14 protein-coding genes and 1 tRNA gene are annotated in these 22,676 nt (G+C 73.7%); 9 read left to right on the top strand and 6 right to left on the bottom strand.

Going from position 1 to position 22,676, the window contains the following annotated elements; all coding sequences use genetic code 11:
* Positions 1 to 44: 44 nt before the first annotated feature.
* From AC3IYJ_RS18875 to AC3IYJ_RS18855, 5 genes are all read left to right on the top strand, one after another.
* Positions 45 to 617 (top strand): dihydrofolate reductase family protein, encoded by a 573-nt coding sequence (locus tag AC3IYJ_RS18875; protein ID WP_489402459.1) that lies wholly within the window; start codon positions 45 to 47, stop codon positions 615 to 617.
* Between the two features lie 67 nt (positions 618 to 684).
* Complete coding sequence (locus tag AC3IYJ_RS18870; protein ID WP_489402458.1) at positions 685 to 1,227, top strand: DapH/DapD/GlmU-related protein; 543 nt, start codon at positions 685 to 687, stop codon at positions 1,225 to 1,227.
* Between the two features lie 107 nt (positions 1,228 to 1,334).
* Positions 1,335 to 1,408: transfer RNA gene (locus AC3IYJ_RS18865), tRNA-Met, on the top strand.
* Positions 1,409 to 1,619: 211 nt separating this feature from the next.
* A complete protein-coding gene (locus AC3IYJ_RS18860) occupies positions 1,620 to 2,801 on the top strand; it encodes a PP2C family protein-serine/threonine phosphatase (RefSeq protein WP_489402457.1) in 1,182 nt (393 codons plus the stop codon).
* 282 nt (positions 2,802 to 3,083) lie between these two features.
* A complete protein-coding gene (locus AC3IYJ_RS18855; RefSeq protein ID WP_489402456.1) occupies positions 3,084 to 4,109 on the top strand; it encodes a M23 family metallopeptidase in 1,026 nt (341 codons plus the stop codon).
* Here the strand turns inward: AC3IYJ_RS18855 and AC3IYJ_RS18850 are convergent.
* From AC3IYJ_RS18850 to AC3IYJ_RS18835, 4 genes are all read right to left on the bottom strand, one after another.
* A complete protein-coding gene (locus AC3IYJ_RS18850; RefSeq protein ID WP_489402455.1) occupies positions 4,060 to 5,421 on the bottom strand; it encodes a PrsW family intramembrane metalloprotease in 1,362 nt (453 codons plus the stop codon). The genes AC3IYJ_RS18855 and AC3IYJ_RS18850 overlap by 50 nt on opposite strands.
* Before the next feature lie 88 nt (positions 5,422 to 5,509).
* On the bottom strand, positions 5,510 to 6,340 hold the full coding sequence (gene trmB, locus AC3IYJ_RS18845; RefSeq protein WP_489402856.1) for a tRNA (guanosine(46)-N7)-methyltransferase TrmB: 831 nt from the start codon (positions 6,338 to 6,340) through the stop codon (positions 5,510 to 5,512).
* Between the two features lie 107 nt (positions 6,341 to 6,447).
* Positions 6,448 to 7,647, bottom strand: coding sequence for an L-2-hydroxyglutarate oxidase (lhgO, locus tag AC3IYJ_RS18840; RefSeq protein WP_489402454.1), 1,200 nt, complete (start codon positions 7,645 to 7,647; stop codon positions 6,448 to 6,450).
* Between the two features lie 78 nt (positions 7,648 to 7,725).
* A complete protein-coding gene (locus tag AC3IYJ_RS18835; RefSeq protein ID WP_489402453.1) occupies positions 7,726 to 9,336 on the bottom strand; it encodes an NsdA family TPR-like regulatory protein in 1,611 nt (536 codons plus the stop codon).
* 688 nt (positions 9,337 to 10,024) lie between these two features.
* Here AC3IYJ_RS18835 and AC3IYJ_RS18830 point away from each other — a divergent pair.
* Complete coding sequence (locus AC3IYJ_RS18830) at positions 10,025 to 12,301, top strand: asparagine synthase-related protein (protein ID WP_489402452.1); 2,277 nt, start codon at positions 10,025 to 10,027, stop codon at positions 12,299 to 12,301.
* A gap of 78 nt (positions 12,302 to 12,379) precedes the next feature.
* A complete protein-coding gene (locus tag AC3IYJ_RS18825) occupies positions 12,380 to 15,745 on the top strand; it encodes an AfsR/SARP family transcriptional regulator (RefSeq protein ID WP_489402451.1) in 3,366 nt (1,121 codons plus the stop codon).
* Here the strand turns inward: AC3IYJ_RS18825 and AC3IYJ_RS18820 are convergent.
* Together AC3IYJ_RS18820 and AC3IYJ_RS18815 are read right to left on the bottom strand one after the other, a co-directional pair.
* Complete coding sequence (locus AC3IYJ_RS18820) at positions 15,732 to 17,693, bottom strand: sigma-70 family RNA polymerase sigma factor (protein ID WP_489402450.1); 1,962 nt, start codon at positions 17,691 to 17,693, stop codon at positions 15,732 to 15,734. The genes AC3IYJ_RS18825 and AC3IYJ_RS18820 overlap by 14 nt on opposite strands.
* Positions 17,694 to 18,129: 436 nt before the next feature.
* Positions 18,130 to 18,924 carry a TetR/AcrR family transcriptional regulator gene (locus tag AC3IYJ_RS18815; RefSeq protein WP_489402449.1) on the bottom strand — a complete coding sequence of 265 codons (795 nt, stop codon included), beginning with the start codon at positions 18,922 to 18,924 and terminating at the stop codon, positions 18,130 to 18,132.
* Positions 18,925 to 19,266: 342 nt separating this feature from the next.
* Here AC3IYJ_RS18815 and AC3IYJ_RS18810 point away from each other — a divergent pair, with 342 nt between their 5' ends.
* Complete coding sequence (locus AC3IYJ_RS18810; RefSeq protein WP_489402448.1) at positions 19,267 to 20,661, top strand: NAD(P)/FAD-dependent oxidoreductase; 1,395 nt, start codon at positions 19,267 to 19,269, stop codon at positions 20,659 to 20,661.
* 136 nt (positions 20,662 to 20,797) lie between these two features.
* Complete coding sequence (locus tag AC3IYJ_RS18805; RefSeq protein ID WP_489402447.1) at positions 20,798 to 22,642, top strand: ATP-binding SpoIIE family protein phosphatase; 1,845 nt, start codon at positions 20,798 to 20,800, stop codon at positions 22,640 to 22,642.
* Positions 22,643 to 22,676: the final 34 nt, after the last annotated feature.

Below are 22,676 nucleotides of genomic sequence, written 5' to 3'. Positions count from 1 at the left end.
GACGAACCTGCTGAGAACCAGACCCGAGACATTGAGGACCCGACATGCGTACCTTGATCAGCTCCGCCTTCATATCGCTCGACGGCGTCGTGGACTCCCCCGGCGGCGAGCCCGGTTACCGGAACTCGGGGTGGACCTTCAAGGGCGTCGACTTCCTTCCCGAGGCCTTCGAGATCAAGGTCCGGGAGCAGAAGGAGGCCGGCGCGATCCTGCTGGGCCGGACCAGCTACGAGGCGTTCAGCCAGGTGTGGCCCGACATGGAGGACTTCGCCGACTACAAGGCGATGCCGAAGTACGTCGTCTCCACCACCCTCGGCGAGGGCGACCTGGTGTCGAACTGGGGTGAGACGACGATCCTGCGCTCGCTCGACGAGGTCGCCGCGCTGAAGGAGACCGAGGGCGGGCCGATCATCGTCCACGGCAGTGCCTCACTGAACCGGGCGCTCTCCGACGCCGGTCTGATCGACCGTTACCACCTGCTCGTCTTCCCCCTGCTGCTCGGGGCGGGCAAGCGGCTCTTCAGCGCCACCGACAAGGACACCCAGAAGCTGAAGCTCGTCGAGCACGAGGCCTACGCCAACGGCCTGCAGAAGAACGTCTTCGACGTCGTCCGCTGACAGGGCTCCCGCGTTCACCCGCCGAGCCCGGTGGCGGACTCGATCGCCTCGGATGAAGGAGCGCGAAATGTCCGGCGACCGTCTCATGCGCATCCACAGCGCCGAGTTCCAGGCCATGGCCGAGAGGGTCCTTCGGGTCACCGGGCTCACCTCCCGCCTCAATGTCCTGCCTTTCGAGGACGAGGCGGGCAAGGCGGAACTGTTCGAACAGATCCTCGGCAGGCCGCTGCCGCCGAGGGTCACGATCTATCCGCCCTTCTTCACGGACCACGGCCTGAATCTCGACCTCGCCGAGCGAGTCTTCATCAACCAGAACTGCACGTTCCTGGACTACGCAGGCATTCGTCTCGGCGAGGGCGTGATGATCGGACCGAAGGCCACGTTCATCACCAGCGGCCACCCCGTTGATCCTGAGGAGCGGCGGCTGTACCTCACCGGCGCACCCATCGACGTGGCGGAGAACGTGTGGATCGGTGCCGGTGCCACGATCCTGCCCGGCGTCAGCATCGGCCGTGACGCCGTGGTCGCCGCCGGCGCGGTCGTGGCCGATGACGTTCCGCCGGCGAGCTTGGTGACCGGTGGCAAGGCAACCGTGCACCGAAAGTGGTGACGGTCCGGGTTTTACCCCTCTGACCTGCGGTGATGCCCTCCTGGAGGGGGTGCGGGCGTTAATTGGTGAAGGCCTCCGCCCGGATGGCGTAGAGTTGGGTTTACCGACGCGGGGTGGAGCAGCTCGGTAGCTCGCTGGGCTCATAACCCAGAGGTCGTAGGTTCAAATCCTGCCCCCGCTACTCAGTACGAAGGCCCGGTCCCCTTTGGGGGGCCGGGCCTTCGTCGTATGCCCGCTCCGCCTCCGCCTCCGCCACCCCCGCCCCTGCCGGGCTCCCGTCACCCGAACAGTCACGCCCGGGTCGCCGTACGGGCCTTCCTGCGGGGAGCCTTGGGGGGCGAGGCGGAGGCGGGCCCGCACCCGTGCGAGGGACCGGGCGGCAGGAGAGCAGCGTGGTGCGGCTGGGCCGGCAGGGAAGGGGCGGGCGCGTGTTCGGTGCGGCCGCCGACAGCACCGTGGTCCGCCGGATCGCCAGCGCGCTCCCGTTCACCCTGATCGTCCTCGGCTTCCTCTTCGACCTCCTGACCCCTCCCAGCTTCACCGGCTCCCCCTTCTTCTCGGCGGCCCCGCTGATCGCGGCCCCGCTCTTCACCCTGCGCTCCACCATGCTGATCGGGGCCCTGTCCACGGTCGCCGTGGTCCTGCTGCACATCTACAACGGCACCACCTGGCAGGTGGAGGCCCTGACCGAGCTGGCCACCGTGCTGACCGTCTCCGGGCTGGCCACGCTCATCAACATCGTGGTGCGGCGCAGCGGCGCGCAGCTCGCCTCCGCGCGCGGGATCGCCGAGGCCGCGCAGCGCGCCGTGCTGCCGACTCCCGCCGAACGGATCGCGGGGCTGCACGTCTCCGCCACCTACGAGGCCGCGCAGGCGGACGCCTTCATCGGCGGCGACCTGTACGCGGTGCAGGACACCCCCTACGGGGTGCGCCTCGCGGTGGGAGACGTACGGGGGAAGGGGCTGGGGGCGGTCGAGGCCGTGGCGGTGGTCCTGGGGGCCTTCCGGGAGGCCGCGGAGAGCGAGCCCTCGCTGGAGGCGCTGGCGCAGCGGCTGGAGCGTGCGCTGGCCCGCGAGGGCAACCGGCGCGACAGCCTCGACGCGGTGGAGGGGTTCACCACCTGCGTGCTCGGCGAGATCCCGCCCGGCACCGGCGTGCTGCGCCTCGTCAACCGGGGCCACCCCGAGCCGCTGCTGCTGTACGCGGACGGCGGCCTCGCGACGCTGGCCCCCGCCGAGCCGGCGCTGCCGCTGGGCATGGGGGACCTGGGCGGCTGGCCGGACCGGGTGCAGGAGTGGCCGTTCCCGGCGGGGGCGACGCTGCTCCTGTACACGGACGGGCTGACGGAGGCCCGGGACGGGGCCGGGACCTTCTACGATCCGGCGGCCCGGCTGCGCGGGCGGGTCTTCTCCGGGCCCGACGAACTCCTGACCGCACTCGGCAGCGACGTACGCCGTCATACGGGCGGCGAGGCCACGGACGACATGGCGCTGCTGGCCGTCGCGCGGCCGGGGGAGGGGCAGCAGGACCGGCGTCGTACGGTGCCGGTGGTACCGAAAGACAACCCAACGTAACCGAAGGGGCGCGCTCAGCAAGATTTTTGACGGACCGTCAATGTGAAGATGTGGCGGAAGGGACGGGGGAGTCGGCCAATTTTTGCCCGAGTTGATCCGGGAGTGCGGGTAAAAGTCCTGGCCACAGCTGTTCGGGGAGTGGCTGATTCTCGTTAACGATCAATCGCAACTGCTTGGAATCACTCCCCTTCTTCTATTACCGTTCGATAACGCAGCGCGGTCGTCCCAGCCGTCGCCAGAGACGGCGCCGTGCGCGTGCGTGTCCATGAGGAGTGTGCCCCGGTGGCCTCCAACTCGCCTGCCCCTGAAGGCATCGAACTCCAGGAGCAGCCCACCGCCGGAGCCTGGGGCGAGTGGAACCCGACCGAGGACTCGGCCCGGCCGCTCCGCGGCAAGCACCGCGTCCTCAAGCAGCGCGGGGGCCTCGCCCGCTCCTCCACCGTCCTCGGGGTCGGTGTCATCGCGGCGGTCGGCGCCGGCGGCATCGCCACCGCGCAGGACCGCCCCCAGGTGGCCATATCCCTGCCGTCCCTGCCCGAAGTGCTGGGCGGCGACGGCAACGTGCAGCACGCGGACGGCCAGTCGGGCGGGCACGCGGACACCGCGGCCGTGCAGACGACCGGGCTCATCCCGCGGCAGGCCGACCGGAGCAACGACGCCGGCGAACTCCTGCGCAGCCGCATCCTCCAGCAGGCCGGATCCCAGCAGGAGGCCGCCGCCGCCCAGGAGCGCGCCGAGACCGAGCGGATCGCGCAGGAGGCCGCGGCCAAGGACGCGCGCGAGGCCCAGGAGACCGCGCGCAAGGCGGCCGAGGCGGCTGCGGCCGAACAGGCCGCCAAGGAAACGCGCGAGGCCGAGGAGGCCAAGGCGGCCGCCGAGGCCAAGGCCGGACAGGAGGCCGCCGCGTCCTCCGGCAGCTACTCCCTGCCCACCTCGGCCTACACCCTCACCTCCCACTACGGGGACTCCGGCTCCATGTGGTCCTCCGGGCACCACACCGGCCTGGACTTCGCGGCCCCGACCGGCACCCCCGTCAAGGCGGTCGGCGGCGGCAAGATCACCTCGGCCGGCTGGTCCGGCGCGTACGGCTACCGGATCGTGCTGGAACTCCCCGACGGCACCGAGATCTGGTACTGCCACCTGTCCTCGATGTCCGTCACCGGCGGCACGGTCGCGGCGGGCGACACCATCGGCCGCGTCGGCGCGACCGGCAACGTCACCGGCCCCCACCTCCACCTCGAAGTGCGCGAAGGCGGCTCTACGGTGGACCCGCTGGCCTGGCTGACGGCGCGTGGCCTGAACGTCTGAGGCCGTACGGCCCCCGCGGAGCCGGTACGCCGGCCAGCGCGGGCCGGTCCAACCCCGGGACGGAGCCGGGCGCGGAGCCCGGGACGGGCGTGCCGAAGCGGTCCGCCGGGGCGTACGAATACGCCGGGCCGAAGCGGTCCGCCGGGCCGACGGTTTCGAAGGCGGGCGGCAATAGCTCCTCCAGGACCGCCGCCCGGGACAGCGCCGGGCCCGCCGTCGCGCGGCGCAGCCAGAGCCGGCCGAGCAACTCCCGCTCCCTGAGGGCGAAATCCGGCTCGCGGGCCGGGCCGCCGCTGCGCGCCCGGTTCCGTAGCAGGGCGAGGGCCACCGCGTCGGCCTCGTACAGGGCGACCGCCCGTGCCGCCGGGCGGCCCCCCACGCCGCGGGCCAGCTGGCGGGCCAGTGAACGCGCCGGCATCGAAGCCAGCGCGGGTACCTCGGCGGGGCTCAGCCAGCTGGCGGCCGCGTACACCGCGAGTTCCGCGGCGACCGTGCGCAGGCGGCGCCGGCGCATCCACACGGCCAGCCACACCAGGGACCCGAACACCGGGACCATCACGCATCCGTAGACCACGTAGAAGCCGGACTCACCCAGGTCCGAGGAGCTGTTCCACAGCGCGTGCAGTCCTATGGCCGGGGCGAGTCCCAGCAGCGGCAGCGCGATCCGGCGGGTCCGGCGGACGCTGAGCGCGGCCGCGCCGAAACCGAGGCCGGTGAGCACGGTGAACAGCGGGTGCGCGAATGGGGACATGACGATCCGGACGAAGAACGTCGCTGCCGTCACGGAGTTCAGCATTCCGGTGCCGTTGGTGGCGTCCTCGTCGAAGGCGTTGCCGAGATAGAGGATGTTCTCGGTGAAGGCGAACCCGACGGCCGTGAAGCCGGCCACCACGAAACCGTCCGCCGGACCGGTGAACTGACGTCTGCGGAACAGGAACACGAGCAGGAGGGCCGCCGCCTTGGCGGTCTCCTCGACCACCGGAGCGATGGCCACCGAGCCGAGCTGATCGGCATCGGAGGGGTCGGCGGTGGCCGCGGCTATCCACTGGGTGGCGAAGCTGTTGGCCAGTATGGCGATCAGCGCGGCGGCGCAGGCGCCCCAGCCGAAGCAGAACATCAGCTGCGCCCACGGATGCGGCGCGGCCCGGCCCAGCCACCGGAAGGCCGCCATGAGCGGCGGCACCGGCAGCAGGGCCAGGGCGAGGCCTACGAGGAACCCGGGAGTGCCCGTCTGCTCCCGTACGAGCTCCAGGATCGCGACGCCGGACGCGGCGAGCAGCACCACGAGTACGTACACACGCACACGCGGCATGGGGAGCACACGGAGCACACGGAACAATCGGGTCGCTCGGGACACGACATGACTCTACCGAGCGGAACCGACACACGGAGTGACGTTGTCAGTTCTCCGGGTTACCCGTGCGGCGGAACAACAAGTCGTGTACGACATGGCCCTTGTCGAGACCCTGCCCCTCGAAACGGGTGAGGGGACGGAAGTCGGGCCGGGGCGCATAGCCGCCGTCGGCCTGGGTGTTCTCGAACTCGGGCTGCGCGGTGAGCACTTCGAGCATCTGCTCGGCGTACGGCTCCCAGTCGGTCGCGCAGTGCAGGACCGCCCCGGGTGCCATGCGGGTGGCCGCCAGTGCGAGGAACTCGGGCTGGATCAGCCGCCGCTTGTGGTGGCGGGCCTTCGGCCAGGGGTCGGGGAAGTACACGCGGAGCCCGGCGAGGGAGTCCGGGGGCAGCATCTCGCGGAGCAGGATGATGGCGTCGCCGTTCGCGACGCGCACATTGGTCATCCCGCCGCGCTCGGCGAGGGCGAGCAGGTTCCCCTGCCCGGGGGTGTGCACGTCGGCGGCGAGGATCCCGGTGCCGGGATCGGCGGCGGCCATCTGCGCGGTGGCCTCGCCCATGCCGAAGCCGATCTCGAGGACGACGGGAAGCCCGTCGAACATCTTCTTGAGATCGAGGACCTCGTGCCCGTCGATGTCGAGTCCCCAGGTGCCCCAGAGCCGCTTCAGGGCTTCGCCCTGCCCGGTGGTCACCCGGCTGCGCCGGGGCTGGAAGCTCCGGATCCGCCGCTCGTGGTGCGAGCCGGCCGGATCGGGTGCGGGCCCGTCGGGGAACCGCGGCTCGGTCCGCCACTTCGGGGGCACGTACGGGGTCGCCTCCGGCGCGGTTTCCGCGGTTTCCGGGGCGGGGTGCGGGGGGTTTTGAGAGTCAGCCACAATGCGCCGATTCTACGCGGGCCACTCCCGTCCAGCCCCGCCGGGCAAATCCAGCCCCGCCGCACAATCCAGCCCCGCCGTCCCGCAGCCGCCCCGGGCCGGCCCGGTGACTACGCCGCGCGGAGCACGGCGAGCGCCCGCCCCGCGATCTCCCGCCCGATCGGCAGCGAAGCGGTGGCCGCAGGCGACGGCGCGTTCAGCACGTGCACCGTCCGGGGTGCCTCCCGGATCAGGAAGTCGTCCACCAGCGTCCCGTCCCGCAGTACGGCCTGGGCGCGCACTCCGGCCGTCGAAGCCACCAGGTCCGCGGCGGTCACCGCCGGCAGCAGTCTGCGTACCGCCTCCACGAAGGCGGGCTTCGACACCGACCGCCGGATCTCGCCCGCCCCGTACCGCCAGTGGCGTGCGGCCATCCGCCAGGATCCCGGCCAGGCCAGCTCGTCCGCGAGGTCCCGCGGCCGGACGACGCCCCAGCCGTACCCCTCGCGCGCCAGCGCCGGCACCGCGTTCGGCCCGACGTGGACCCCGCCGCCGATGCCCCGGGTCAGGTGGACGCCGAGGAAGGGGAACGCCGGGTCCGGCACCGGGTAGACCAGGCCGCGCACCAGCGAGGGCCGGGCCAGGTCGTAGTACTCGCCACGGAACGGGACGATCCGCATGCCCGGCTCGTCCCCGGCCAGCCGGGCGATCCGGTCGCACTGCAGGCCCGCGCAGTTCACCAGGACGCGGGAGCGCACCACCAGGCCGGTGGTCGTCCGCACCGCCACCCCCGAGTTGCGCCGCGAGATCAGGTCCACCGCGCCGCCGTAGACGATCTCCGCGCCGGAGGACTCCGCCAGCTGCCGGGTGACCCGCCCGTAGTCCACGATCCCGGTGATCCCCACGTGGATCGCGGCGAGCCCGCGGACCTCCGGCTCGTACTCCGCGATCTGTGTCGGCCCCAGCTCCCGCACCGGGATGCCGTTCTCCCGGCCCCGCTGTACGAGCGAGTGCAGGCGCGGGAGCTCGTCCCGCCCGGTGGCGACGATGAGCTTGCCCGTCACCTCGTGCGGGATGCCGTGCTCCGCGCAGAACTTGACCATCTCGGCCGCCCCGCGCACCGCGAAGCGCGCCTTGAGCGAGCCGGGCTTGTAGTAGATGCCGCTGTGGATCACACCGCTGTTGCGCCCCGTCTGGTGCCGGGCGGGGCCGTCCTCCTTCTCCAGGACGACCACACGGGTCCCCGGCGCGAGTCTGGCGAGGGCATGCGCCGTCGACAGGCCGACGATTCCGCCGCCGATCACCAGCACGTCGCAGTCCACTCTGCCCATGCTGCCCAAGCCGCCCACGCTGACACCTCCCACCCCTGCATAGTGCACCCCGCCACTGACAACGGGGCCACGCGGGGCCTATGCCGGGGTCACCAGCAGAGGCCTGGCCCGTTCGCGCAGTTCGGCGACGCGCGGTTCGTCCCCGTACGGTTCCAGCCGGTGCAGCAGGTCCCGTACGTACTCGTTCGTCCGCGCCGACGAGATCCGGCCCGCGACCTCCACCGCCCGGGTGCCGGCCGCGCAGGCCGCGTCGAGGTTCCCCGACTCCAGCTCGGCGACCGCGCTCACGACGAGCCGCAGCCCGTGCGAGCGTACGTACTCCTCGGTCGGCCGCGAAAGTGCCTGCTCTGTGAATCGCCTTACCTGGCGCGGGAGTTTGAGGTCGCGGTAGCACTCGGCCGCATCCGCCGCGAAGCGGTCGTAGGAGTAGAACCCCAGCCAGGTCGGATCCCCGTCGCCCTCCCGGGCCCGCTCCAGCCAGCCCTCGGCGGCCCGCAGCGCAGACCCGGCTGCCGCCGAATCGCCCGCCTTCGCGTGCGCCCGTGCCTCGACGAGGCGGAAGAAGCTCATGGTGCGGGCGGTGGCCAGGCCCCGGTTGCGCTCGACGGCGGCCTGCGCGAGGTCCACGCCCTCGTCGGGGAAGTCCCGGTACGTCGCCTGCAGAGACATCGACGCCAGCACGTACCCGCCGAGCGGTACGTCGGCTGCGGCGCGGGCCAGGCGCAGCGCCTGGATGTAGTACCTCTGCGCCGCCTCCTGCTGGCCGGTGTCGAAGGCCATCCAGCCCGCGAGCCGGGTCAGTTCGGCGGTCGCGCCGAAGAGCGCGCGGCCCACCTCGTCGGTGTAGGAGCCGAGCAGCAGCGGCGCCGCGTCCACCCGCAGGCATTCGGGGACCATCGACGAACGCCAGTCGCCGCCCCCGTACTTGGAGTCCCAGCGGCGGGCGTCCTCGGCGGCTTCGCGCAGCTTGGTCACGTCGCTGTGGCCCACGCGCTGCGGGCCGGCCTCGAGGGCGGGGAGCGCGGGCGTTTCGCCGGAAGGCTGGGCGGGCACACCCCCGACAAGGGCGCCCGGCGGTGCCGGAAGGCCCTCCGGCGGGGCCGCACCGGGCACCGGTTCGCGCGACGGGGCGGTCGTGTGGGACGGGGCTCCGCGGCGCCGGCTCTGCCCGGGGGTCTGACCGTGAGCCTGCCCGTGTCCCTGTCCCTGCCCCGGTTCGCGTGCCACGGAGCCGTCGGCGGGAGATATCAGCCAGCGCGAGGCCGGTGTGGCGTAGGCCGACACCGAGAAGGAACCGGCGAGCGACTGCCAGATCCCGCCACCGCCGCGCCGACCGGCGAGGTCGAGCCGGTAGAGGTCGGTCGCCGAGCGCACGGCGGCCCCCACGTCCCGCGGGAAGGCCAGCCCCACCTCGGGCGCCGGATCCGCGTCCGCGAGACCGATCTCGTGCAGCGGTACGGGCCGGCCCAGCTTCGCGCCGATGGCGGCCGCGATCAGGTGCGGGGCGGCGCCCTGCGGCACCATCCCCTTCGACACCCACCGGGCCACCGAAGTCTTGTCGTACCGAAGCGTCAGGCCGCGCTGTGCGCCGAGGTCGTTGACCCGGCGTGCCAGCCCGGCATTGCTGATGCCCGCGAGGGCGAGGACGGCGCCGAGCTTCTCATTGGGCTCGCGGAGCTCCCTGGACATGCGCCACCCCTCGTCACACGCGGAACGCATACGCCGCCGGGGCATAGGCGCCCGGCATTTCGTAAACCCAGCGTAGTTCCCCGCCTCCCAAGCGTTAAGGCCCCGAGTTCCGTATGGCGGGATTGTTGTCCGTATGCACAGTCGGGCGGGATCCCGGGCCCGGGGCGCACGTGTCACGGCGTGCTCCGCCCGTGTGGCCGTGCGCCCGGCCGTGCGCTCTGGCCGCTCCGCCGGACCGACGATTCGATGACGGTGCGTGGGTCGGCCCGCTGCGTGAATCCGGCGGGCCGGGGGATGCCGCTGCCTCAATCCCCGCGGGTGGCGGAACGGTCCGGGGGGTGGATTCCGCCTCCCGGACCGCGCTCCGCGCACCGGGCCCGGTGGGCCCCCGGTACGGCCGCGGTGCGGCCGCAGTACGGCCTCGGGACGGCCGCAGGATGGTTTCGGCACGACCGCAGGACGGTCGAAGAATGGCCGAAACCGACCTATGGGACGGTGGGAACGGAACGCCAAATACCGCATGGACGGGGCGTGTTCGTTTGCATGTGCGCCCCCTTTAACCACTCTCGCACGCCTGTCACGTGGCAGCATGGACCCCGAGCCACCCGGGGTCCCGCCGGCCGCGCCCAGTAGCGCCGACCGCGCGGTTCGCACCCCGGTCAGGTGCCCACGGGCTGTGGAGGCGGCGGTGCGCTGGTTGGTGGGTTGGAGCAGTATCGCCGCGAGCTTCGGCACGGCCGGACGGGTCGCGGGGCAGAGCCCTGCGCAGGGCTCCGGCCAGGGGGGATACGGCTCCGCGCACGGAAACGGCTCCGCCCCGTACGGAAACGGCTCCGCGTACGGGAACGGCTCCGGCCACGGCGAGCGCTGGGGCGAGGGCCGGGGCGACGGCCTCCTGCGCGGCGGCCTCGCCGACGCGGACCACCCCGACGCCCCGGGCGCCGCCGATGCCGACCGCACCGTGGTCCCCGTGGGAGCCCAGCTCCTGTGGGGCGACCCCGACCCCCTGTGGGCCGTCGGCGACTGGCGCCCGGACGAGATCCGCACCCTCACCGCCGACCCGGCCGACCCCTTCACCCGGCTCGCCGTCCTCGGCTGCTGCGGGGCCACCGACGAGGAACTGCGCCGCGCCCTCTACGCCGCCCGCGGCGGCGCCCTGCGCCATCTCACCCAGTGGCCCGGCAGCTACACCGCCGTGGTCCAGGCCGGCCGCCGCATCACCGTGGTCGGCGACCTCGCGGGCGCCCGGCCCGTCTTCTACACGCCCTGGGCCAGTGGAACCGCGTACGCCACCGCCGCCCTCCCGCTCGCCGACCTGATCGAGGCGCAGCTCGACATCGGCCACCTCGCCGCCCTGCTGGCCTGCCCCGACAGCCCGGAGGCGCTGGGCGACGGCACACCGTACGTCGGCGTACGCCGTATCCCGCCCGGCCACGCGCTGATCCTGCGCGAGGGCTCGCGGGAGATCACCGGATACGAGCCGGTGGCCTCCCTCGCGGTGGCCGCGCCGACTGCCGACCCCGAGCGGGCGGTGGAGGGCGTACGGGAAGCGTTGGTCGACGCGGTGCGCGCCCGGCTCACGGCTCCCCGCCATGCCCCCGACACACTGCCCCACGATCCCGGGCCCGTTCCCGGAATGGGCCCCGCCGACCGGCGGGCGGCCCGCGGCGCCCCCGTACCCGGAGTCGGCGCCGACCTCTCCGGCGGCAGCGCCTCCGCCACCCTCGCCCTGCTGGCGGCCGGCCTGCCCGGAGCCCCCGGCACGGTGGTGCGGCAGTCCGGCGAACGGCTCCTGGCCGTCACCTTCAACGACCTCGCCACCCCCCGGGGCCGCGAGGCCGAACTGGAACGCGCCCACGCCATCGCCGCCAACCCCCGCCTGCACCACGTGGTCGTCGCCGCCGCCGAGGAAGCCCTCCCCTACGCGGACCTCGACGGCCCCCTCACCGACGAACCGGGGCCCTCCCTCGTCTCCGCCGCCCGCGAGCGCCGCCGCCTGGCCGCCGGCTCGGCCGACCACTTCACCGGCCACGGAGCCCGCCAGGTCCTCGACGCCCACCCGGCCCGCCTCGCCGACCTCCTCCTCGACCGCCGCCGCCGTCACCTGCTGCGCCCGGTCGCCGCCCTCACCCGCTCCGCCCCCGGGGAGTCCCTCCTGGTCCCCTTCTCCATCTACTCGGCGGCCCGCCGCCTGGCCCGTACTCCGTACCGCGTGGGCATGGAGACGGCCGCGGCCCGTCTGCGCGAGGGCGCGGTCACGGGCGCCGCCGCCTCGTCCCCGGTCGACGCCTCGCTCGCGGCCCTGACCTGGTCCCGACCGGGCCCGGCAGCGGCCTGGCTGACGGGCGAGGCCCTGGCCGAGGTATCGATCCGCCTCCACGCCGCCGCGGGCCGTCCTCCCCTCTCCCTGCGGCCCGGGGAGGCCAGGGCCCGCGCCGTCCTGGCCCGCCACGCCGCCGACCACCGGGTCTTCGAACAGGCCGTGGAGGTCCGCAGCCAGCGCCTGCACGCGCCCTTCCTGGACAACCAGGTCGTACGGGCCGCCCGCGCCCTTCCCGAATCCCTGCGCGTCCAGCCCGGCGCGCGGGCGGCGATCCTGCGCAGCATCCTGTCCTCGGCCGGGGTCCGCGAGCTCCCGCCCGGCTGGGGCGCCACGGCCCACGCCCCGAACGAATCCGCGACCCGCCTGGGTCTGAGCGCGGCCCTGCCGGCCCTCCTGTCCCTCTTCGCCGCCCCCCTCCTCGCGGACGTGGGCCTCATCGAAGCCAGAGTCGTCCGCCAGGCCCTGCTCGACGCCGCGGACGGCCGCCCGGTCCCGCTGGACGGCCTCGCGGAACTCGTCTCCATGGAACTGTGGCTGGGCCGCCTGATGTCCCGCCGGGGCACCTGCTGGACCGGCACCTCCACCCCGCGCCGCCGGGCGGTCCCCAAGGGCCTCCCCAGCCGCCGCCCCGCCCTTTCCTGACTCCGGGCCCGGACAGACGGCGCCGCAGCCGAAAAAACGGGCCCGCACCAGCACCCACCACCTGTGCAGAATGACCCCGTGCCCTACCTCATCCTCGGCAACACCGAGGCCCGCGACGGGACGAACACCCCACTCCCCCTCGGCGGAGCCCGCCTCCGCGCCCTCCTCACCGCCCTCGCGATCCGCTCCGCCGCTTCCCCGGCAGCCCCCGGCCCCGGCTCCAACTCCGGCTCCAACTCCGGCCACAGCCACGGGCACGGCCAAGTCCCCGTCCCCGACCTGATCGACGAAGTCTGGGGCGACGACCCGCCCGGGGACGCCCCCGCCGCGCTCCAGGCCCTGGTCGCCCGCCTGCGCCGCGCCCTCGGCGGCAGGGACACCGTCCTCGCCGACCCTGCAGGCGGCTACCGCCTCGCCGTCGCGGGCCCGGACGACGTGGACCTGCACCGCTTCACCCGGCTCGCCCGCCAGGGTGCCCAGGAGCTGGCCACCGGCCAGGATCCCGCCACCGCCGCCGGAACCCTCCGCTCCGCCCTGGCCCTCTGGCGCGGCCCCGCCTTCGCCGACCTCGCGGAGCCCGCCCGCACCGCCCACGCCGCCGTCGCCGAGGCCCACCGCAGGGCCGCGCTCCGCGACCGCATCGAGGCCGACCTGCGCTCCGGCCTCACCGCTCCCGCGACGCTCCTCCCCGAGATCGAGGCGCTGATCCGCGAGCACCCGTACGACGAGCCCCTCCGCGCCCAGCAGCTACGCGCCCTGCGCGCGGCCGGCCGCCCCGCCGAGGCCCTCGCCGCCTACGACAGCACCCGGCGCACCCTCGCGGACGCCCTCGGTACGGACCCCGGCCCCGAACTGGCCGCCCTGCACGCGGAACTCCTCCGGCCCGCGCCCCCCACGCCCACCCCCCAGGGAAACCTCCGCCCCCGCCTGACCTCCTTCGTCGGCCGCGAACCCGAACTGGCCGCCCTCCAGGCCGACCTGGCCCGGCTGCGCCTCATCACCCTCACCGGGCCCGGCGGTTCGGGCAAAACCCGCCTGGCCGAACACGCGGCAGCCGCGTACGCCGCCGCCACGCCCCACCACCCCGAGCCGGTCTGGCTGGTGGAACTGGCCCGCCTGGACCACCCGGCCGCCGTCCCCGGCGCCGTCCTCAGCGCCCTGGGCCTGCGCGAAGGCAGCCTCGTCGCCCGCGAGAAGACCGCACGCGAGAAGGCGGTCCGCGAGAAGACCGCCCCCGAGGACGCGACCACCCTCCTCGTGGAGCACTGCGCGAACCGCCGCCTGCTCCTGGTCCTGGACAACTGCGAGCACGTCGTCGCGGCCGCCGCCGACCTCGCCGACCGGCTCCTCGCGCACTGTCCGGGCGTGCGCATCCTCGCGACCAGCCGCGAGCCCCTCGGCGTCCCCGGTGAAACGATCCGCCCCGTGGAACCGCTCCCGCCCGCCCCCGCGCACCGCCTCTTCGCCGACCGTGCCCGCGCCGCCCGCCCGAGCTTCACCCCCGCCGAGGATCCGGCCGCCGTGGCCGAGATCTGCGCCCGCCTGGACGGCTTGCCGCTGGCGATCGAGCTGGCGGCGGCCCGGCTGCGGTTGCTGACTCCGCGGCAGATCGCGGACCGTCTGGACGACCGGTTCCGGCTCCTGACCAGTGGTGCGCGCACGCTCCTGCCGCGTCAGCAGACCCTGCGTGCGGTGGTCGACTGGTCCTGGGACCTCTTGGACGAGCCCGAGCGCACGGTGCTGCGTAGGTTGTCGGTCTTCGCGGGCGGCTGCGATCTGACGGCCGCCGAAGCCGTCTGTGCCGAGGGCGGGGACCTGGACGTCGCGGACCTCCTCGGCTCCCTCGTCGACAAGTCCCTCGTCCTGGCCGAGCCGGCCGGCCCCGCCGGCATGCGCTACCGCATGCTCGAAACCATCCACGAGTACGCCACCGAACGCGCCGCGGAACACACGGCCGCCCAACAACCCCCACCCACCTCCACGCCCACCTCCACGCCCACGCCTGCCGCCCTCCGCCACGCCGCCCACTTCACGGCCCTGGCCGAGGAAGCCGAACCCCACCTCCGCTCCGCCGACCAGCTCCCCTGGATCCGCCGGATCGAGATCGAGCTCGACAACCTCCGCGCCGCCCTCCACACCGCCGTCACCCACCGCGACACGGGCACCGCCCACCGCCTCGTCTTCGCCCTCGGCTGGTTCTGGTGGCTGCGCAACTACCGCGACGAGGGCTCCGCGTGGGCCACCGAGGTCCTCGCCATCACCCCGCGCGACCCGTCCGAGGGCTCCCCGGAGTACTGGAGCCTGATGCGCCTGCACGTCCTGCGCGTCTTCCTGCTCGCCGAGGGCCGCGCGGTCGAGGAGTTCCACACCCCGGAGTACGCCGCCCTCTGCACCCGCATCACCGAGGCCTTCCGCCACGGCACCCCCGAGACCGCCCGGTTCCCCGGCATGCTCTGGCCCATGGCCGCGTACCTCACCGGCGGGGTCCTCGACTTCCACGCCCACCTCGACACCACCGTCGAGAGCTGCCGCCGCCACGGCGGCGACTGGGAACTCGGCGTCACCCTCATGCTCCGCACCCACGTGGCCATCGACATCACCGGCGGCCTGCCCACCGTCGACGAGGACATCGCCGAACTGCGCGAGATCGCCGGCCGGGTCGGCGACCGCTGGACCCGCTCCACGGTCGCGAGCGCGGCCGGCGAGCTCGCGCTATCGCGAGGCCGGTACGACGAGGCCCGCGCGGAGTACGAGGAATGCCTGCGCCTCGCCCGCGAGGTCGGCGCCTACATCGAGGCACCCTTCGCCCTCGTCCGGATCGCCGAGTCGGCCTTCTCCGCAGGCGAGTTCGACACCGCCGAGCAGCTGCTGGCGCAGGCGGACCGGGAGGCGGAGGAGTACGGCGTGGCCTCCGACGTGCGCGCCTACAGCCGACTGGTCGCCTCGCTGCTCGCGCTCTTCCGGGGCGACCTCGACCGGGCGCGCACCGAGTGCGAGCTGGCCCGTGCCGAGGCGGGGCAGGTCACGGGGCCGCCGCAGCTCACCGCCGGGCTCGACAACATCGACTCCGTCCTGACCGCCCGCGCGCACGGCCCGGCGGCCGGACTGGCCCGGATCGCGCCCGCCCTGGCCGCGGCGGTGGCCGGGCACTGCGCGGAACGGGTCCTCGCCGCCCTCGCCGAGACCGCCGCCGGTCAGCTGGCCGGCGTGGGCCGCTCCGCCGAGGCCGTACGGGTCTTCGCGGCCGCCACCGCCTGGCGCGCGGGCAACCCGCGCTCGGTCCCGGAGCGGATGGCCCTGGCCGAGTTCCCGGCCCGTACCCGCGCCGCCCTCGGCGCCCGGGACCACGCCCGGGAGGAGGCGGCGGGCGCCGCACTCACCCCGTCGGAGGCGGCGGCCCTGGTCACCGGAGCAGCCTGCGCCCTGACCCTCAACGACAGCTGATGACGGCGTCCGCCCAGCTGGCCAGCGTCGGCAGGCGGCCGCCCCCGGCACGCTCCACGACCAGGCGCAGCGTCTTGTGCCCGGAGAGGGGTACGGACACGCTCGCTGCGGCGTCCTCGTAGCCCATGGGCCGGGACTGCCACAGCCGCTGCCCGTCCTCGTAGACGGAGAAGACCACCTCCCCGTCGGTGTGCACCGCCAGCCCGTCCACACCGACCCGCGCGGAGAAGTTCGTGCACTGCCGGTTGAGGGCGATCTCCACGGAGGAACGGGGGCCGACGGTGATCCCCTGGGCGAAGCGCTGTCCGCCGACCTTCAGCCCCCAGCGCTGCCACACCCAGCTGCTCTGCCAGGTTCGGATCTCGGGGTCTTCGTGATCCCCGTAGGCGGACTGGCCCAGTGCCGCGAGCCGGAACGGCTCCGGGGCCTTCGGCGGCGGAGGCGGGGTGGGCTTCGGAGTCGCCTTCGGACTCGGGCTCGGGGTGGCGCTCGGGGTCGGACTCGGCGACGGCCGCTCCCGGGTCGGCGAGGCCACCGGAGAGGCCGGAGCCTTGCTCGCCGGGGGCGCGGGCGTCGACGCCGGCGGCGGTACGGGGCCTCGTGCGGGCGGCGGCTGCGCCTTTGAAGGGCTCGGCTCCTGCGCGGCCGGGCTCGGACCCCGCGGCGCCGGCACGACCGGCGCGGCCACGGCCGGAGCGGGCTGCGCCCGGGCGGGCGTCTCGGCGTCATCGCCGGTCAGGGCGAAGACCACTCCGGCGGCCGCGGCGACCACGACCCCGGCGGCGATGGCGGCCTTGGCCGGAAGCCCCAGCCCTTCCGAAGCCAGCGCTCCGCCGGCCCCGGAAGCCCCACCCGACCCGGCGGCCCCACCCGCGGCGGCTCCCGCCCCGGCAGCCCCGCCGGCCCCGGCCCCGGCGGTCGACCCGCCGACGGCGGCCGCCGCAGCCCCGGCACCACCAGCGGCCACGGCCCCGCCGGCCACGACTCCGGCCGCCTTGGCCGCGTACCCGGCGGCGAACCACCCGATGACGGCGACCGGCAGCAGCGCGGGAATGCCCGCGTTGACGTCCTTGAGCTCCCCGGCGGCGACCCGGCACCGGGCGCACTCCTCCAGGTGCTTGCGCAGCCCCCGCTCGGCCCGCATCCGCAAGCCGCCGCGGGCATAGGCCCCCAGCCGGTCGGCGAACCGGGCGCAGTCCCCGCCGGAGCTCAGCGCGGTGCTCACATGGGCCTGCAGGTAGGCCTGCTTGAGCCCTTCCCGGGCCCGACTGGCCAGTACCGCGGTCGCGTTGGCGCTCAGCCCGAAGAGCGGGGCGATCGTGCTGGGCGAGGCCTCCTCGACGGTGGTGTGCCAGAGCACGGCCTGCCACCGCTCCGGCAGGCTCCGGAAGGCCTGCATGGCCAGCGACTGTTCGGCTTCGTGCATCGCCCGCACATCGGCGCCGAGTTCCAGGGTGTCGTCCCCGGTGATCCCGACCGCGCCGTCACCGGAAGGCCCGGAGGCCTGCTCCGCGAACAGCGCGAAGTCCTCGACGAGATGCTCCCGCTTCGCCGTCTTCGCCCATGCGGCGGCGACCCGTCGCACGGTGGTCAGGAGATAGGCCCGCACCGACTGGTCCGGACCCGCCCCGCCCCGTACCGCCTGGAGCGTGCGCGCGAACACCTCGGCCGTCAGATCGTCGGCGGTGTGCCCGTCGCGGCAGCAGGTGCGGGCATAACGGCGCACGGCATCGGCGTGCCGGCGGAAGAGTTCCTCGTACGCGCCGTCGTCGCCCCCGCGCATCCGCGCGATCAAGTCCCCGTCGGACGGCGGCAGCTCACCGCTCGCCCCGGCGGCGTGGCGCCCGCGCGGTTCGCGCTGCGCCGGTACCTGCCGGGCCGGCAGACTCCCCGCCTCGAGCTCGCCACCGGCGCCACCGCGTGGCTCTTCCCGCCCGTCAACGCTCATCGCGGAAGCTCTCGCACGACACACTCAACCGGTACACCGATCCAGCGTGTCACATGGCGAGTGCGTGGCGAGACCCTCTCGACACCATCCACTCATCCGGGCATGATCCGGCGAATTGCCGTAGACCGGCCCACCCGTTCGAGCGAACGCCCGCCACCTGCCCCAGGTTGACCGCACGACCTACGCGAGACGACCTGCGTCGGACAGACGACCTGCACGAGACGACGCGCATCAGACGGACGACCCGCCCCGGACGACCTGTCCAAGGCGAACCCGCCCCGGACGAGCCCGTACGAGACGGCCCACTAAGGACCGTCCGCACGAGCACGTCCAGCACGAGCACGACCACACGACCCCGCCCCGACCAGACGACCGGCCCGAACCAGACGACCAGTCCCGACCGGACAACCGCCCCGAACCGGATGACCCGCCCCGACTAGACCGTCCGGGACCGCAGCCCCTCCAGCAGGATGTCGAGCAGCCGGGCCGAAGCCGCCGCCTGCTGCGCCGCGTCCGGCAACGCGGGCGCCGCCGTGGCTATGACCAGCAGGACATCGGCCACCGTGACATCGGCACGCAGCTCACCGGCTTCCCGGGCCCGGTCCACCAGACGGCCGACGACCTCCAGCAGTTCGCCGGCGCCCGCGTCGTCCGAGGGCTCGTCGTCCTGGCCGCTGCGCGACGTGGCGCCGACCACCCGCAGCTCGGGCACCCCGCCGGCCACGACGGCCTGACGCTGGTGCGGGACCCGCGCGGCCTCGGCGTCGGCCTCGTCATCGCCGGGACCGCCGACCCGCAGCACCTGCGGCGGCAGCAGCCGACCGGCGCCGGAGGCCACGGAGGTGCGCAGGAAGCGCGACAGCGCCTGCCACGGCTCCTCCTCCTGGCCGAGCGCGGTCCGTGCCTGCTTGGTCAGCCGGGAGGTCTCCTCCTCGGCTATCCGCCGGACCAGGACGTCCTTGCTCGGGAACCGCCGGTACACGGTGCCGACGCCGACCCGCGCACGGCGGGCGACGTCCTCCATCGGAGCCCCGTAGCCCAGCTCGCCGAAGACCTCGCGAGCTGCGCGCAGTACGTGTTCGAGGTTGCGCTGGGCATCGACACGCAGCGGCGTGGAACGGCCCACCCCGTGCGTGGTCGCGCCGCTCGCCATCAGCCGGCCGTTGCTCTCCGAAGAGGACGTGGCGGACGACAGAGCGGTCGCAGAAGCATGGAAATCGGAAATGTTCATATGTATCCCCCGGTAATCATTTGTCTCCCCCCGGAGACACTCCCCGCCTTCGTATCGAGGGGGGCCACGGTCATGAGGGCCCTGGTCCTACTCCTCGACGAGATACGAACATAGTTGAGCCAGAGTCAATTCAGAAGAGGCAGCCCCGGACGGACCACCGCCCGATCGGAGCATTCACCCGCACTTTTCCGATCCAAGCCTCCGGAATCACCCCCTCCGCACCGCTTGACCTGCACACCTTCACCTCAATCCAGACACCTCGACACCCCTGTCCCAGCACCCTGCCCGGTCACACAATTTGTCGGGCCTGTGGACAAACTCCCGGCCACGTTGCGTCATGGGGTGGTGAAGGCTGCTAACTCCCGGGGCGCGGCCCCCGGTACCCCGCCCCGCACGCGGATCCTGATCGTCGGCGGCGGCTACGTAGGCATGTACACGGCACTCCGGCTCCAGCGAAAGCTGAGAACCGGCGAGGCCGACGTCACGGTGGTCACTCCCGAGCCGTACATGACGTACCAGCCCTTCCTCCCGGAAGCGGCCGCGGGCTCCATTTCCCCACGCCACGTCGTGGTCCCGCTGCGCCGCGTGCTCGCCAAATGCCGCATCGTCATCGGCGAGGCCCACCGCATCGACCACGCCAAACGCACCGCGACGGTCGTCACCCTCGCCACCGAGGAGGAGGGCGCCGGCCCCGTCGAGATCGAGTACGACGAACTCGTCCTCGCCCCGGGCTCCGTCTCCCGCACGCTCCCCATCCCGGGACTCGCCGACTACGCCATCGGATTCAAGACCGTGGAAGAGGCCATCGGCCTGCGCAACCACGTGATCGAACAGATGGACATCGCCTCCTCCACCCGCGATCCCGCCATCCGCGACGCCGCCCTCACCTTCGTATTCGTCGGTGGCGGCTACGCGGGCGTCGAAGCCCTCGGCGAGCTGGAGGACATGGCGCGCTACGCCGCCCGCTACTACCACAACGTCAAACCCGAGGACATGAAATGGGTGCTGGTCGAGGCCAGCGACCGGATCCTCCCCGAAGTCGGCCCCGAGATGGGCACGTACACGATCCGCGAACTGCGCCGCCGCGGCATCGACCTGCGCCTGGAGACCCGCCTCGAATCCTGCGAGAACCGCGTCGCCGTGCTCAGCGACGGCGCCCGCTTCCCCACCCGCACCGTCGTGTGGACCGCGGGCGTCAAACCGCACCCGATCCTGGCCGCCAGCGATCTGCCCAAGAACGAGCGAGGCCGCCTGGCCTGTACCTCCTTCCTCACCGTCGAGGGAGTGGAGCACGCCTGGGCCGCGGGCGACGCCGCCTCCGTCCCCGACATCACGGCCGCGGAGAAGGGCGTCCCGTGCGCCCCCAACGCCCAGCACGCCGTCCGTCAGGCCAAGGTCCTCGCCGACAACCTCGTCTCGTCCCTGCGCGGCGGACTCCTCACCGAGTACGCCCACAAGTACGCCGGCTCCGTGGCCTCCCTCGGCCTCCACAAGGGCGTCGCCCACATCTACGGCCGCAAGCTCAAGGGCTACCCGGCCTGGCTCATGCACCGCGCCTACCACCTCAGCCGCGTACCCACCCTGAACCGCAAGACACGCGTGCTGGCCGAGTGGACGCTCTCCGGTCTCTTCAAACGCGAGATCGTTTCCCTAGGATCCCTCGAACACCCCAGGGCAGAATTCGAACTCGCCGCGGGCGGAGGTCCCAAGGAACCCCCGAAGAAGAGCGCGGGCTGAGGCCGACAGTGCCTACGGCCACACTGGACGTGTGACCATAGGTGGGCTCACACCTGCACAGAGTGACATCCGAGTGCCACCCGATTGCCACCGAGTGACATAGCGACCACGAGCGACACCACGAGGCTAGAAAGCAGTGAACTTCACGCGCTGGAGCGCCCGGTTTCCCGGAACGCAGCGCCGCGCCGCTGCCCGGTCCGAACACGCCGCCGCCCAGGCCAAACGGGGCGAGGGCTCGGTCCCGGCCGCACGCGGCGCCGTCGGCCATTCCGGGACCGCGTCCGACTGCGGCTCCGCCGACCCCACCGTCCGCGGCACGGGTACGGGAACCACCGCCGCGGGTGCGCAGGCCGGTACGAGCGCCCCCACCCCCTCGCTCGACGAGCTCTCCGTGCGGGACGTCCTCGGCCGCCTCCCCGCCCTCGTCGCCCTCGTGCACGGCCCCGAGCACCGCGTCGCCTACGTCAACGACGCCTATACCGCCGGGTTCGGCGCCCGCGCCCCCGGCGCCCCCGCGCACCTGGCCCTCCCCGAGCTCGGCGAGCTCGGGCTGCTCCCGCTCCTCGACCAGGTCCAGCGCAGCGGGAAGCCCCGTACCGCCAAGAACCGCACCGCGCCGGGCGGCGGCAGCTCGTACACCGTCACGTGCACCCCGATCGAGTTCCCCAAGGCCGCGCCCGACACCGAGGACGGCACGGCCACGGCCACGGGCGCAGCCGAGCACACCGGTACGGGCCACACCGCCGAACCGGACGACGACGGCCCCCACCACACCGGCGTCCTGATCCACCTCGCCGACGTCACCGACCACGCCGAGGCCGCGGACCGGCTGCGCGCCAGCGAGCGCCGCCAGCGCGAGGCCGTCGTCACCCTCCAGCGCTCCCTGCTCCCGCAGGAGCTGGAACAGCCCGACGACCTGCGCGTCGCCGCGACCTACCAGCCCGGCGGCACCGAGGCCGCCGTCGGCGGCGACTGGTACGACGTCATCACCCTCGGCGCCGGCCGCACCGCCCTCGTCATCGGCGACGTCATGGGCCGGGGGGTCCGCGCCGCCGCCGTCATGGGCCAGCTCCGCACCGCCGTCCGCGCCTACGCCCGCCTCGACCTGCCCCCGCACGAGGTGCTCCAGCTCCTCGACGGCCTCGCGGCCGAGATCGACGCCAGCCAGATCGCCACCTGCGTCTACGCCGTCCACGACCCCAACGAAGGCCTCCTCGCGTACGCCTCCGCCGGCCACCTCCCGATCCTGGTCCGCGACGAGGACGGCACCGTCCGCCGCGCCGCCGACCCCACCGGCCCGCCGCTCGGCACCGGCGGCTGGCTGCACACCTCCGGCACCATCGCGCTGGGCCCCGGCTCCACGGCCGTCCTCTACACCGACGGCCTGGTCGAACGCCGCGGCGAGGACATCGACGAAGGCGTCGCCGCGCTGGAGCGCGCCCTCTCCGGCGCCCAGGGCACCCCCGCCGTCATCTGCGACCGCCTGATGCGCGCCCTCGGGGTCGACGCCGATCACGACGACGACGTCGCCGTGATGGTCCTCCAGCAGCCCGCCCGCACCGGAGCCGACGCCGAGCTCTTCCACAACGCCGCCCTGGAGCTCCTCGGCGGCATCGAGGCCGCCCCGCGCGCCCGCGCCTTCGCCCAGGGAGTCCTGGCCTCGTGGCGCTTCCCGGTCGAGCTGTGCGACCTCGGCGTCCTGGCGGCCAGCGAGCTCGTCGCGAACTCCCTCCAGCACGGCACCCCGCCGATGCGCCTGCGGCTGCGCCGCACCGACCGCCGCCTGATCATCGAAGTCACCGACGGGGACGACCACCTCCCGCGCCGCCGCCGCGCGGAACCGGCCGACGAGACCGGCCGCGGCATCTCGATCGTCGCCACCATCGCCTCGTCCTGGGGCTCCCGCCGCACCCCGGGCGGAGGAAAAGCCGTGTGGTGCGAGTTCGCGCTCCCCGACAAGGACCGCGACAAGGACAAGTAACCGGACACGCAGAAGGCCCCGATCCACCGGACCG

It is taken from the genome of Streptomyces sp. GL_140 (assembly GCF_057834465.1).
This window is presented reverse-complemented; position numbering and strand designations above follow the sequence as displayed.